Annotated in this window: 11 protein-coding genes; all 11 read left to right on the top strand. The window is 50.3% G+C overall.

Going from position 1 to position 14,249, the window contains the following annotated elements; genetic code table 11:
• Nucleotides 1–61 precede the first annotated feature (61 nt).
• The 11 genes from MTP36_RS05750 (at nucleotide 62) to MTP36_RS05700 (ending at nucleotide 14,161) form a co-directional block, all read left to right on the top strand.
• On the top strand, nucleotides 62–6,343 hold the full coding sequence (locus MTP36_RS05750) for a DEAD/DEAH box helicase family protein (RefSeq protein ID WP_442900287.1): 6,282 nt from the start codon (nucleotides 62–64) through the stop codon (nucleotides 6,341–6,343).
• Nucleotides 6,340–6,672, top strand: coding sequence for a plasmid mobilization protein (locus MTP36_RS05745; protein WP_249254067.1), 333 nt, complete (start codon nucleotides 6,340–6,342; stop codon nucleotides 6,670–6,672). The genes MTP36_RS05750 and MTP36_RS05745 overlap by 4 nt, the downstream gene beginning before the upstream one ends.
• A gap of 102 nt (nucleotides 6,673–6,774) precedes the next feature.
• A complete protein-coding gene (locus tag MTP36_RS05740; RefSeq protein ID WP_055191361.1) occupies nucleotides 6,775–7,050 on the top strand; it encodes a hypothetical protein in 276 nt (91 codons plus the stop codon).
• 23 nt (nucleotides 7,051–7,073) lie between these two features.
• Complete coding sequence (locus MTP36_RS05735) at nucleotides 7,074–7,316, top strand: hypothetical protein (protein ID WP_249254065.1); 243 nt, start codon at nucleotides 7,074–7,076, stop codon at nucleotides 7,314–7,316.
• 50 nt (nucleotides 7,317–7,366) lie between these two features.
• Entirely contained in the window at nucleotides 7,367–8,749 is a 1,383-nt protein-coding gene (locus MTP36_RS05730; protein WP_249254402.1) for a relaxase/mobilization nuclease domain-containing protein, read from the top strand.
• A gap of 163 nt (nucleotides 8,750–8,912) precedes the next feature.
• Nucleotides 8,913–9,251, top strand: a complete 339-nt coding sequence (locus MTP36_RS05725) for a helix-turn-helix domain-containing protein (RefSeq protein ID WP_055191373.1) — start codon at nucleotides 8,913–8,915, stop codon at nucleotides 9,249–9,251.
• A 126-nt stretch (nucleotides 9,252–9,377) separates the two neighbouring features.
• Nucleotides 9,378–9,896 (top strand): hypothetical protein, encoded by a 519-nt coding sequence (locus tag MTP36_RS05720; protein ID WP_249254063.1) that lies wholly within the window; start codon nucleotides 9,378–9,380, stop codon nucleotides 9,894–9,896.
• Between the two features lie 346 nt (nucleotides 9,897–10,242).
• A complete protein-coding gene (locus MTP36_RS05715; RefSeq protein ID WP_249254061.1) occupies nucleotides 10,243–11,208 on the top strand; it encodes a helix-turn-helix domain-containing protein in 966 nt (321 codons plus the stop codon).
• A gap of 141 nt (nucleotides 11,209–11,349) precedes the next feature.
• Nucleotides 11,350–11,946 (top strand): MptD family putative ECF transporter S component, encoded by a 597-nt coding sequence (locus MTP36_RS05710; protein WP_097776306.1) that lies wholly within the window; start codon nucleotides 11,350–11,352, stop codon nucleotides 11,944–11,946.
• The gene (locus MTP36_RS05705) at nucleotides 11,946–12,698 is read left to right on the top strand and encodes an energy-coupling factor transporter transmembrane component T (protein ID WP_097776307.1); all 753 of its coding nucleotides are present in this window, start codon (nucleotides 11,946–11,948) and stop codon (nucleotides 12,696–12,698) included. Before MTP36_RS05710 ends, MTP36_RS05705 begins: the two co-directional genes overlap by 1 nt.
• On the top strand, nucleotides 12,695–14,161 hold the full coding sequence (locus tag MTP36_RS05700) for an ABC transporter ATP-binding protein (protein WP_097776308.1): 1,467 nt from the start codon (nucleotides 12,695–12,697) through the stop codon (nucleotides 14,159–14,161). The genes MTP36_RS05705 and MTP36_RS05700 overlap by 4 nt, the downstream gene beginning before the upstream one ends.
• The last annotated feature ends 88 nt before the right edge of the window (nucleotides 14,162–14,249 follow it).

Raw genomic sequence — 14,249 nt, 5'->3', positions numbered from 1 at the left:
GGAAATTGAGAACGAACTGTGCAAGCACGGTTCGGGATTTATGGGTGGTAAACAGCGCATTATGGCGCTGTACCAGACCCAGCCTGACCGTAATCTCCGTGCCAAAGCGTTGGCAAAAGAGTACGGCATCGGCGGGCACTCCCACGATTTTTTGGACGGAAGCCGGGGCTTTGTGAACCACGACGGGAGAGGAATGGAATTTGACCATTACCCCGAACACAAGAAATTCACGTTAAGCTGGACGCAGGTGGAACGGTATATCGACCTGATGGTCCAGTCCGACCGCTATCTGACGGATAGAGAAAAGGAGCATTACACGCCCCTTTCGCCCGTCAGCGTAAAACCGGATGCCGACCTGACCCGTGCCAAAAACCTGATCTGGAAATTTTGTCAGGAGGAATACGACTCAGAGCCGGACTTTTCTGATTTGTCCAAGATCGGTATTGCCTACACCAACGCCACCGATGAGGAAATTCCCATTCAGGTCAACGTAGATCTGGTGGGATACCGGGTAGAGCGGTATCTGGGCGAGGTGCTGATCGACGAGCGGCAGTACGAAAGTCTGGAAGATCTGACCGAAACCGAGTTGGAAGCTCTGGATTTCTCGGAACTGGTCAGCGTCACGGACGAAGAACTGGAGCACTACCACAGCAAAGCGGAAGAACGCCCGGCACTGCTGCCGCTGGATGCCGCCACCGAGTACAACGCCCTGAAAGAGCAGTACCCGGATGCGCTGGTAGGCTTTGAGCAGAACGGGCAGTTTGAATTTTACGGCGAGGATGCCCTAAAAATCTGCGAACTTCTGGACGGCAAACTGCTGGAAAAGGAAACGGCACTGGGCACCGTCCCGGTCACCGGCTTTCCCCGCGACCAGTGGGCATACCGTGCCAAGCAGCTGTGGCAGTGCGGTGAAAATATTTACCTTGCCGGGCTGAACGAGGACGGCACCCACCACCAGACCAAGTATCTGCGCCGGGAGGATTATCTGCCGCTGGGTGCTACCGTCCACATGGAGGGGCGCGCCTTCCGGGTGGATACGGTCAACTTCGATAAGGACAGCGTTACCTTGCAGGATGTGGCTCTGGCAGAAATGCGGATGCCAATTTTCCGGGAGAAACCGCTGGCGCTTGTCCGGGAGTTGTACGAGGAGCAGGACACGATGGAATCCCTCCTGCCCGATTACAAGGTCGGTGACAATGTTATCGTTGATTTTCCTACACGAACCATCGAAGGGAAAATCGGCTATGTGGGCGAAACGGATGTTCGCATCGACACCAGCGCGCAGGGGCAGTCGTGGGATAATGAGGTTATCAACAAACGACAATTCGAGGACGGTCTGCGGCAGGTCGAGCCAGAACTGTCGGACGAAGAACTGGACAAGCTGCCTATCTCTACCGTGATGGACGGAAAGGTTCGGACATTCCCGGATGCCGCTGCCTTGGATGAAGCCCTAAATGCCGAACCTGCGCCGGAACCTGCCGGAAACTTCCACATTACGGACGACCATCTGGGCGAGGGCGGTGCAAAGCAGAAATATGCCCGGAACATTGAAGCCATTCGCACCCTGTTCAAGCTGGAAGATGAGCACCGTGGTGCCACCGCCGAGGAGCAGCAGGTGCTGGCGCAGTATGTGGGCTGGGGCGGTCTGGCAGATGCCTTTGACCCCGGCAAAGATAGTTGGGCAAAGGAATATGCAGAGTTGAAAGGGCTACTCTCTAAGGACGAATACGCCGCCGCCCGTTCCAGCACCCTGAACGCCCACTATACCTCCCCGGTGGTGATTCGCTCTATTTATGATGCGGTCGAGAAGATGGGCTTTAAGTCCGGTAATATTCTGGAACCGTCTATGGGTGTGGGCAACTTCTTTGGAATGCTGCCCTCCAGCATGGCAGACAGTCGGCTGTACGGCGTGGAACTGGACAGCATCACCGGGCGCATTGCGAAAAAACTGTACCCGCAGGCCGACATTACCGTGGCTGGCTTTGAGACTACCGACCGCCGTGATTTCTACGATTTGGCGGTGGGCAATGTGCCTTTCGGTCAGTACAAGGTCAACGATAAGGCATATAACAAGCTGGGATTTTCTATCCACAACTACTTTTTCGCCAAGGCCATTGACCAAGTGCGTCCGGGCGGCGTGGTGGCGTTTGTCACCAGTCGTTACACGCTGGACAGTAAAGATTCTTCTGCCCGCAAGCACATGGCAGAACGAGCCGATTTGCTGGGGGCCATTCGTCTGCCCAACAACGCTTTCCGTGCCAACGCTGGTACGGATGTTGTCAGCGATATTATCTTTTTGCAGAAGCGTGACCGCCCTGCGGACATCGAACCTGCATGGGTGCAGCTCGGTAAGACCGAAGATGGCTTTGCCATCAACCAGTATTTCGTAGACCACCCGGAGATGGTGCTGGGACAGCTGACACTGGAAAGCACCCAGTACGGTCACGACCTGACCGTTGCTCCCATCGAGGGTGCAAACCTTGCAGACCAGCTTGCCGAGGCGGTGCAGCACATCGAGGGCAATTACACTGCAGTGGAGATTGCTGCCCCGGACGTCGCAGATGCGGAAGCACAGCGCAAAACGCTGCCCGCAGACCCGACTGTGAAGAATTTTAGCTATACGGTTGTTGATGGCGAGATCTACTACCGAGAGAACTCTATCATGACGCAGATCGAACTGTCCGACAACGCCAAAGGCCGTGTAGCTGGTATGGTGGAGTTGCGGCAGATCGTCAACGAACTGATTCAGCAGCAGTTGAATGACTTCCCGGACGAGGACATTAAGGCATCGCAGGCCAAGTTGAATGCCGCCTATGATGCCTTTACCGCAAAATACGGGCTGATCAACGACAAGAAAAATGCCCGCCTGTTCGATGATGACAGTTCCTACTATCTGCTCTGCTCACTGGAGAATCTGGACGAGAATAAAAATCTCAAGTCCAAGGCAGATATGTTCACCAAGCGGACGATTCGACCAGAGCGTGTTGTCACCAGCGTGGATACCCCCAGCGAAGCGTTGGCAGTGTCAATCGGGGAGCATGGTAAGGTTGATCTGCCTTATATGGCAGAACTGCTGGGCACTCCCGGCAACTATGAGCGCATCACCACCGAACTCTCCGGCGTGATCTTCAAAGACCCTGCTGCGGATGCTGACGACCCGGAAGCCGGCTGGCAAACAGCGGACGAATACCTTTCGGGTAATGTACGCGATAAGCTGCGGATGGCACAGCTCGCTGCGGAAAGTCACCCGGAGTTCAAGGTTAATGTGGACGCACTGACCAAGGCACAGCCCAAAGATCTGGAGGCATCTGAAATTGATGTGCGTTTGGGTGCCACTTGGCTTGCCCCCTCCATCGTGCAGCAGTTTATGATGGAAACTTTTCAGCCGCCCTATCGTATCCGCTACAACAATGCCATCACCGTTCGCTACTCCCCTTACACTTCCGAATGGCGAATCAGCAATAAATCTGCTACTGGCTTTGGTGACATTATGGCCACCGAAACCTACGGTACCCGCAGGGCCAATGCTTACAAGATTTTGGAAGACACCTTGAATTTGCGTGATAGCCGCGTTTATGATACCATCGAGGAGGATAGGAAAGAAAAGCGTGTGCTGAATCAAAACGAAACCACCCTCGCCCAGCAGAAACAGCAGGCCATCAAGGATGCGTTCGCTGGCTGGGTCTGGAAAGACCCTCAGCGGCGTGCCTTATTGGTGAAGAAGTACAACGAGCTTTTTAACAGCACCCGCCCCCGTGAATACGATGGTTCCCACATTCATTTTGTGGGCATGAACCCGGAGATCAATTTGCGAGAGCATCAACGCAATGCGATTGCCCATGTGCTGTATGGGTACAACACCCTTTTGGCGCACGAAGTCGGTGCCGGCAAGAGTTTTGAGATGGCGGCTTCCGCTATGGAACTGAAACGTCTGGGCTTGTGCCAGAAAAGTCTTTTTGTTGTGCCAAACCATTTGACGGAACAATGGGCCAGCGAATTTTTACGCCTGTACCCCAATGCAAAGCTGCTGGTTACCAGCAAGAAAGATTTTGAACCGGGTAATCGCAAAAAATTCTGTGCGAAAATTGCGACCGGTGATTATGATGCGGTTATCATCGGACACAGCCAGTTTGAAAAGATACCCTTGTCCGCAGAACGACAGGAGCGTCTGATTCAGGAACAGATGGATGAAATCGAGGAGGCCATCGAAGAAGCGAAAGCACAGGTTGGTGAGCATTTCACGGTAAAGCAGCTGGAAAAGCTGCGCAAGTCTTTGAAACAGAAATTGGAAAAGCTGCAAGGCACAGACCGTAAAGATGATGTGGTTACGTTTGAACAATTGGGCGTAGACAGGTTGTTTGTGGACGAGAGCCAAGCGTTTAAGAACCTCTACTTGTACACGAAAATGCGTAATGTCGCAGGTTTGAGTACGAGCGAGGCGCAAAAATCCAGCGATATGTTCGGCAAGTGCCGCTATCTGGATGAAATCACCGGAGGCCGTGGCGTGATTTTTGCAACGGGTACGCCCCTGAGTAACAGCATGACCGAGATGTACACCCTCATGCGCTATCTCCAGTACAACACCTTGCAACAGAAAGGATTGACCCATTTTGACGCATGGGCATCGACTTTTGGCGAAACTACTACCGCCATCGAACTTGCCCCAGAAGGCACCGGCTACCGGGCAAGAACAAGATTCGCTAAGTTCTTCAATCTTCCTGAACTGATGGCGATGTTCAAAGAAGCGGCGGATATCAAGACCAGCGACCAGTTGAACCTGCCAGTGCCCCAAGCTAAATTTGAAACCGTAGTGGTCAAGCCTTCGGAAATCCAGCAGGACATGGTGCAGGCGTTGAGCGAACGTGCAGCCGAAGTCCACAGCGGTTCTGTTGACCCTTCTGTGGATAATATGTTGAAAATTACGTCGGATGGCCGCAAAATCGGTCTTGATCAGCGGTTGATGAATTCCGCTCTGCCCGATGACCCCAACAGCAAGTTAAATGCCTGCGTCAACAACGTCCTGCGCATCTGGAACGACACCAAGGAGCAGAAGCTGACCCAGCTGATTTTCTGCGATATGTCTACTCCCAAGGGGGACGGTTCGTTCAACGTCTATGATGATATTCGCACCAAGCTGCTCAACGCCGGTGTGCCCGAACAGGAGATCGAGTTCATCCACAACGCAGATACGGAGAACAAGAAAGCAGAACTTTTCTCCAAGGTACGCAGCGGACGGGTGCGTGTGCTGCTGGGCAGCACTGCAAAGATGGGAGCTGGCACCAACGTCCAGACGCTGCTTGTGGCGGTGCATCATCTGGATGTAGGCTGGCGTCCGTCTGATATGACCCAGCGCAACGGCAGAATCATCCGCCAAGGCAATCAAAACAAACAAGTCTACGTCTATAACTACGTCACGGAATCGACATTTGACGCCTACCTCTATCAGACCCTTGAGAATAAACAGAAGTTTATCTCGCAGATCATGACGAGCAAATCGCCTATGCGATCTTGCGATGATATTGACGAACAGGCTTTATCTTACGCAGAAATCAAGGCTCTGTGTGCAGGCGACCCTCGCATCCGGGAAAAGATGGACTTGGACGTGCAGGTAGCAAAATTGAAGGTGCTGCGCGGAGACTTCCAGAATCAGAAATATCGTCTGGAGGATAAGTTGCTCAAAACTTTCCCGGAGGAGATCCAGAAACAGAAAACCCGCATTGCTGCTTTACAACAGGATTCACAGATTGCAGTAGCACACCCGCAGGACAAAGAAAACTTCTGCGGCATGACCATCAAGGGCATGGTGTACGATGACAAAAAGGCTGCAGGCGAACGGCTGCTGCTGGCTCGGCAGGAGATGCCCAATGCTGATATGATGCTGCTGGGCACCTACCGTGGGTTTGAACTGAACATTCGATTCGACAGCTTCAAAAATGAGCATCAGGCCGTACTCCGGGCAGAGTTGAGTTACCCGGTGTCGCTGGGCGATGATGCGCGCGGCAATATCACTCGTCTGGACAATGCCATCGACAATTTCGCTGACCGTATTGCAGATGCCGAAAATGCCCTGCAAAACCTTGAACAGCAAAAGCGGGCCGCAGAGGTTGAAGTGGCAAAGCCCTTCGTACAGGAGGAAGAACTGGCTGAAAAGTCTGCCCGACTTGCTGAATTGAACGCCTTGCTGAACATTGATCGCAGTTCGGCACAGGATTCTCCCGAAAAAACAGAAGAAACTCCCACAACTCGTCCGTCCGTGCTGGCTGCGCTGGGAGAAAAATCCAATCAGCCGGAGCCAGTGAAGCCCTTCCGCAGTTATTACGACAAGGACGGTGATGCCCGGTGAAAGAAAAGCGGGATGAGATCATCATCCTGAGAACCACAAAAGCCGAGAAGAACCGCATTTATGAAAAGATGCTGGGCATGGGCATCCGCAGCCTGAGTGCGTATATCCGCAAGATGGCACTGGATGGTTACTGCCTGCATCTCGACCTGAAAGAACTGCAACGCATGGCATATCTCTTGCAGATGTGCAGCAACAACCTGAACCAGTACGCCAAAGCCGCCAATGAAAATGGTCGGGTCTATGCCACCGACATGGAGGACCTGCGGCAGCGGCTGGATGAACTGATTGAGATTGGTCGGCAGATCCTTTCCCGGCTGGCTGATCTCTAAATTTCTCCCCGCAGTTGGAGGGCTGCGGGGGTACATAGGCGGCAACACCATTGACAGGCTCATGCTCTATCCATATACTGAAAGCAGAAAGGCGGTGTCAATATGAAATTTGTAGCAAGGGTTCTCCTATTTCCTGTGGTTCTCCTGAGTGCATTTCTGGTACTGATGCTGAAATGGACGCTGAACCTGTCGGCGTTTGTGCTGGCACTGCCCATGCTGTATATTTTCGGCTGCGGCCTCTATACTCTCTATTGTCAGGAGTGGCTGCAGTTTTTGATCTTGCTGGTGGCAGAGTTTGGCTGCTTTGCGCTGATCTTCATGGGGGCTTTGATCGTGGATGCGGCGGAGCGTTTTAATGGCTGGGTTGCCGGATTGTGAGGGATTCGATGGACACAGATGCTATGACCGACTATTATTGGGAAAATCTGAAAGATATTCTGCAACGACAACTTGCAGACGATGATGAATATCGTGCACTGATCCAGAAAAAGATTGCCGCAGAGATTGCGTTGAAAGCTCTTATCAGCGAAGAAGCATGGAGCCTCTATCTGGAATTGGATGCAATCAGCAACGAATTGGAAAGTGTTCGGCAGGAAGCCATGTATCTGGCAGGTGCTGCCGATCACGAAAAATTATCCAAATGATCTTGATGCCGCCAATGTGCGGCATTTTCTTTTTGTAGGGGGTGATGACACTGGCAGCAACACGGTTGATTGCGCTGCACAAAAACAAGGGCATGACCGTTGCGGCCTGCCTGAAAAATCGCACAGACTATATCGAAAACCCAGACAAGACTGAGCAAGGGCAGTTTGTCAGCAGCTATGCCTGCAGCACCCTGACGGCAGATGAAGAATTTATGCTCACCAAGCGGCAGTACGACCTTGTAAATGGACGCAGGCAAAAAAGCGATGTCATCGCTTATCAGATCCGGCAGTCCTTTCGTCCGGGCGAGATCACCGCAGAGGAAGCCAACAAAGTGGGCTACGAACTGGCCATGCGCTTTACCAAGGGCAAACACGCCTTTGTGGTGGCAACGCACACGGACCGGCAGCACATCCACAACCATGTAATCTTCAACTCCACAGCGTTGGATGGCACCAGAAAGTTCCGGGATTTTTTCTTTTCGGCGTTGGCTGTGCAGCGGTTGAGCGACCTGATCTGCTTAGAGCACCAGTTGTCTGTCATTGAGAAGAAACCCTACCGGGAGCGGCAGAAGCGTGTTCTCTACCCACCCAAGGAGAGCAATCGTGACCGCCTGTGCGGAACCATCGACACTATTCTCGCAGAAAAGCCGGGAGATTACGAAGCGTTTCTGCAAAAGCTGGAGCAGCAGGGCTATGAGGTGAAGCGTGGCAAGCACACGGCGGTAAAGAGCAAGGGGCAGAAACGTTTTATCCGGTTCCGTACACTGGGCACCGGCTATGGCGAGGATGAGATCAAGGCGGTGCTGGAGGGCAAGGTGAAACACCAACCGTACCAGAAGAAGCCACCCAAAGAGCAGCCCTTCCAGTTGCTGGTGGATATTCAGGGGAAAATGGCAGAGGGCAAAAGTGTCGGCTACAAAAAGTGGGCAACCAAATTCAACCTGAAAGAGATGTCCAAGACGCTGCTGTTCTTGCAGGAACAGAAAATCAGCAGTGCCGAGGAACTGCGGGAACGTGCAGCAGCTGCAACGGAACGCTATCATGCTATGGGGGATTCCATCAAAGCGGCAGAAGCGAGGTTGACCGAAATCGCCGTGCTGAAAACTCACATCATCAACTATGCCAAGACCCGCCCGGTCTATGATGCGTACCGCAAGTCAGGGTACAGTAAAAAGTTTTTGGAAGCCCACCGGGAGGAGATCACCCTGCACAAGGCAGCGAAAGCTGCCTTTGACGAAGCCGGGCTGCAAAAGCTGCCGAAGGTCAAGGAGTTGGATGCGGAGTTTGCAGAACTGCTGACAAAAAAGAAAGCTGCCTACCCGGACTACCGCAAAGCACGGGACGAGATGCAGGAACTGGTTCGGGCACAGAAAAACGTGGAACGATTTTTTGCGGAAGAAAAGCCAGCGCAGGAGAACGAACAGGCTCGATAAGAACAAATTGCCGGGAGTTGACCGTAAGAGGTCCGCTTCTGGCAATCTTTTTTTCGTTAGTTCAATCTTTAGCGGAATTGTTCATCTCTTTCGATTGTGTATGTTAATGCGTTTAACAGGTATCCTATGGAGTGTAAAGAACACGATAGGATGAGGTTGCACTATGAAAGAGCTTTTTGGACAGAGACTGCGGGAGCAGCGTATAAAGCATGGGTTGACGCTGGAACAACTTGCGGAAAAATCCGAGCTTTCCTCCAACTATATCGGCATGGTAGAGCGCGGCTTAAAGGAACCCGGCCTTGCCACCATTGTTAAACTTCTGAACGCTCTGAATATTTCCGCAGACACATTGTTGTGTGATCTGGTGCCCAGTGCATCTCATGTGACCGACGACGAGATCCGCAAGCGACTGGAAGGCTTGACCCCCATCCAGAAAAAAGCAGCCCTCGATTTACTGGATACCTATATCAGCAATCTCCCCTACCTCACAAACGAAGAATAAATCACAAACTTTGCAAGCGCATCGGCTGAAATTTGGCCGATGCGCTTTTCTTTTGCATTCCTTTCGGCTATAATCATTCTTATAGGATGTATTGTTTCCTAAAGAGTTGATTTTGGGAGTGTTAAGATGAGAGAACCACGGTACAGCATTTTAGCCGACATTCAGGATGCGATCGAGCGGGCAAAACAGGGAAAGTTGGCGTTGTACTGGCAGCGCACCATCCAGCGGGAATACCGTTGCAAAAAAGTCACCCCCGCCGAACAGCAAGCGTATGAGCAGCTGCAAAGCATTCTTTCCGAGATTTCGCAATGGAACGATGCAGAAGATCTGCGCTCCGACATGGAGGAAATTGGCGGCAGGGTCTGGTACTGCCACTACTGGGAGGAGCATTACTCCATGGTGGAGTTGACCGAGGACCGCAATGGAAAATTTAATGTTGACTACGTTTTGGACGACGCAGTGACCCCGGAGGTGCGCCGGGAGGCTGCATTGCAAGCACAACAGGAGCTTGCGGAATGTATGCAGGAATGGGGCATTACGCTTCTGGATGCGCCTGTCCCGGACCAGATGAAGTACGATTCTCTTGCAGAAGCCGCTTTCTATCTCATGCAAGTCCTCAACGACCCGGAGAGCATCACCGGGTAAAAAGCTTCCCGCCGGGACGCGCAGCCTGCATTGAGAAATGCAGATCAAAGGGGTTTGGGGCACTCCCCAACAAGCATTTTGCAGCGCAAAATAAGCAGATGTATATACGTCTGCACTGCTTGCTATCGAAACCCTACCTTCTATTTCTCCCTCTACTAATACTACAATCTGGAAAGGGTAAAATGGCTGTATCCGCAAAGAAAAACAGAAAAAGGCCACGGCTGAACCTCCATTCATGGTGTGATCCATCATGGCTCTGGCTACACAAGGAATACAAATTGACTTTTCCGGGTTGGTGTTGTAAACTGTTATTAGCTTTAGCTAACCATAAGGAGGGCACTCATACATGACAAATCAATACATGAATAATCTTTATCGTGATCTGCTCTCTAATTCACCGCAGACGATCACCATAGATATTCCGACAGACATGGGAACCGGTCAGATTTCGCAGATCGTCACGAAACAGGGAGCAGTTGTTTCAGACTGGAGAATGAATTACTTTTCGGATATGAACGTGCAGGGAGTGAGCAGTGAAGAATACATACAAATGCTGTTCTGCTTCAATGACGGCGTTTCCTGGAATATTGCAGACAACCGGCAAAGTGCCAGTATACAAAAGGGTGAATCCTGTATTTATCGCGGCCACGGGAAAATGGAATATCTGTGCTATTCTAAAAAGAGCGATTTCCTTTTCAAAAATGTGAAAATACCTCGATCCTATTTCTATAAGATTCTGAATGACTACTTTGAGGCCGGTGAGATTGAGGTCTATCAGAAAAAATTATTGGACGGCATATCAAAGGTGAATATCACGCCCTATATGGAACACATTTTTGCGGAGCTGAAAGACTTCACGCAATATCGCGGCGGGTTGGGATACCTGTTTCTGGAAAGCAAGGTCTTTGAGTTGCTGTCGGTATATTTGAGCGAGGTCCTGGAGCTGAGTATTCTCGCGTCAACCTACGTTGCAATTTCCAGAAGTGACCGGGATTCCATCATAGAGGCAAAGCGAATTATTGACAGCCAGCTTGCCCTGGCTCCGAGCTGCGAGGAATTGGCGCGGCAGGTCAATATCAGCACTTCAAAATTGACGAAGGGCTTTTCCTCCCTGTTCGGAACATCGGTTCATGCGTATGTCATCGACCAGCGGTTAGAAAAGGCGGCAAGCCTGCTGTTAGAAAGTAATTTGAATGTCAGCCAGGTGGCTATACTGGTGGGATATTCAAAAGCAAGCAATTTCGCAGCGGCGTTCAAAAGGAAATACGGAGTGAATCCGAAAAACTATAAAGCAGAAGCTACGATTGGATAAACGCAAAAATACTGATTTTGGGTAGAATAAAATTGGTTTTGGGTTGGAATCGTGGGCGCAAATTGCTATTATATGTGGTGTGGTTAGAAAAAGCTAACTACATCGCATTTTCATTTTCTCAGAGATAAGGAGGATACTGGTATGAGTTCCCAGAAAAAAAGTTCCCGGCTTGAGGGAAAAGATTTAATTACTATCGGCATCTACACCGTCATCTATGTCGTGATTGTTATGCTGGTGGCGATGCTTGGCTTTATCCCCGTTTTTATTCCGCTGATGGCGGTGCTGTGCCCTTTGATTGGCGGCATCCCCTATATGCTGTATGTTACAAAGGCTAAAAAATTCGGGATGACTGCAATCATGGGTTTCCTGATTGGCCTAATCATGGTGTTCTTCGGCAACGGCTATCTTACTATGGTAACTGGTCTTGTTGGCGGCCTGTTGGCCGACGTGATCCTGAAAAAGGCGGACTACAAAAGTGCAAAGAGTACAGTTCTTTCCTGCGGCGTGTTCAGCATCTGGGTGTTTGGCAACTTTGCTCCCATTTTCCTGAACCGTGAAAGCTATATGGTAATGTTGACTGAAGGATACGGCGCTGAATATGCAGCTACCCTTAATACATATATGCCTATGTGGATTGCGCCTATTCTGCTGGTTGCCTGCTTTGTGTTTGGCCTTGTCGGAGGTATGATTGGGAAAGCCATTTGCAAAAAGCACTTCCAGCGTGCCGGTATTGCATAATGGCGCGGGAAATTCTGCTCAGCAAAAAAACAGAACAAGGGCTACGGCTCGATCCGCGTACAAAACTGTTGCTCATCTTCATCATAAGCATTTTTGTCATGGGTGGAACAGGCGGAGAAGCTATGGGGCTGATCCGCCTTGTTCTTTGTACGGTTCCGGCTATATTGCTGCTTACCTCGAAACAATGTGCAAAAGCTGTGGGCTATATTGCTATGTTTTCTGCTTTTTATGCTGTTCAAATTTATGTTTTGCCGCACCTTACGGGAATATTGAATTTCCTCGTTCTGTTTACAACAGGATTCTTCTGCCGAATCCTTCCCAGTGTTGCGATTGCTGCCTATGCAGTGAAAACAACAACGGTCAGTGAATTGATTTCCGGCATGGAAAGAATCCATATGCCTAAAGAAGTGACGATTCCCTTAACGGTCATGTTCCGCTTCTTTCCAACTGTCTTTCAGGAGTCAGAAGCAATCAGTGACGCTATGAAAATGCGTGGGATTAAACTTGGAGGGAAAAAACCTTCAAAAATATTGGAGTATAAGCTGATCCCGATGATTACCTGCTCCGTGAAAATCGGTGAGGAACTTTCCGCCGCGGCAATTACCCGTGGCCTCGGCGCTCCTGTCAAACGCACAAACATTTGCCAGCTTAAATTCAGTTTTGCCGATGTGGTGCTGATCTTGTTTTGTTGCTTTGTAGTGGTTTGGGCGATTGCTTCCCCGATAATTTCCGCAGGAGGGATTTTGCCATGATAGATTTTCAAAATGTTTCTTTTTCTTATGGTGAAGAATCCAGCGGCGGAGGGATTAGAAATGTCAATCTCACCATAAACACAGGGGAATTTGTTTTACTCACGGGAGAATCCGGCTGCGGGAAAACAACGATTACCCGTTTGGTAAACGGGCTGGTGCCTCATTATTACGAAGGTAATTTAGAGGGCGATGTCCTTCTGGACGGAAAAAGCGTATCAGATACGCCGCTTTATGACTTGGCTGCTATGGTGGGATCTGTATTCCAGAATCCCAAAAGTCAGTTTTTCAACGTGGATACGGATAGTGAATTAGCCTTTGCCTGTGAAAATTTAGGCTATCCCCAGGAAGATATCCTGAAAAGGATTGACCGTACAGTTTCCGATTATCATATTGAAGATTTGATGGGGCGAAGCGTGTTTGCTCTGTCCGGGGGCGAAAAGCAAAAAATAGCCTGTGCTTCATCAAGTGTATTGCTGCCGGGAATTATGGTCCTTGACGAACCATCTTCTAATCTGGATATGGCTGCTATTGATGACCTGCGGCAGGTCTTGAGCCTCTGGAAAAAGCAGGGCAAAACAATTCTGATTGCAGAACACCGCCTTTACTACCTTCACGATCTTGCAGATCGTGTGCTGTATGTAAAAGATGGGGAGATTGAACGGGAATACACGCCTGCTGAATTTGACAGTTTATCGGATAGCACTCGAAAAGAAATGGGGCTGCGGCCGTTTTCTCTCTCGAAGTTGAAACCCGCGAATCAGTATCAGGCGCATACAGCTAAACTGATGGAATTTCAAAATTTCTGCTTTGCGTATAAAAAGCGGGAACCGGAAAGCCTCCATATTCCGAGTGCTGAACTGCCTGTTGGAGAAACGATTGCCATTATCGGCCTGAATGGCGCTGGAAAATCTACTCTGGCCCGCTGTATTTGCGGACTGGAAAAGAAGTGTGGCCTTTTGCAGGTTGACGGGAAAACCCTTGATTGGAAAGCCCGGCTCAAACATTGCTACATGGTAATGCAGGATACCAGCCATCAGCTATTTACCGAAAGCGTGACGGATGAAGTGCTTCTGAGCATGGACAACGAGGATGAAACTGTTGCAGATGAAATCCTTAAACAGTTTGATCTGCTGGAATATAAAGACAGGCACCCGCTTTCTCTTTCCGGCGGGCAAAAACAGCGGGTAGCGATCGCATCTGCCATTGTGAGTAACCGGGAGATCATTGTGTTTGACGAACCAACCAGCGGGCTTGATCTCAAACATATGCGGGAAGTTGCGCGGAGTTTGAAGTCACTCGCGGATCAGGGCAAAACGCTTCTTGTTATTACGCATGATCCGGAGTTGGTGATGGCGGGATGTTCGTATGTAGTCCATATGGAAAAAGGGCAAATAAAAGAAAGCTATCCATTGGACGAATCCGGCAGTAAAAAGGTTTTGGATTTTTTCCGAATCCGCCAGTGAATTTTAGAAATTATGAATGTCAGGGCCGCCTTGACTGGACAGAAAGATAATGATAAGAGGCCGCTTTACTTTGGCGGCCTCTTGTTTT

The organism is Faecalibacterium sp. I4-1-79 (assembly GCF_023347235.1).
GTDB lineage: Bacteria > Bacillota > Clostridia > Oscillospirales > Ruminococcaceae > Faecalibacterium > Faecalibacterium tardum.
This window is presented reverse-complemented; position numbering and strand designations above follow the sequence as displayed.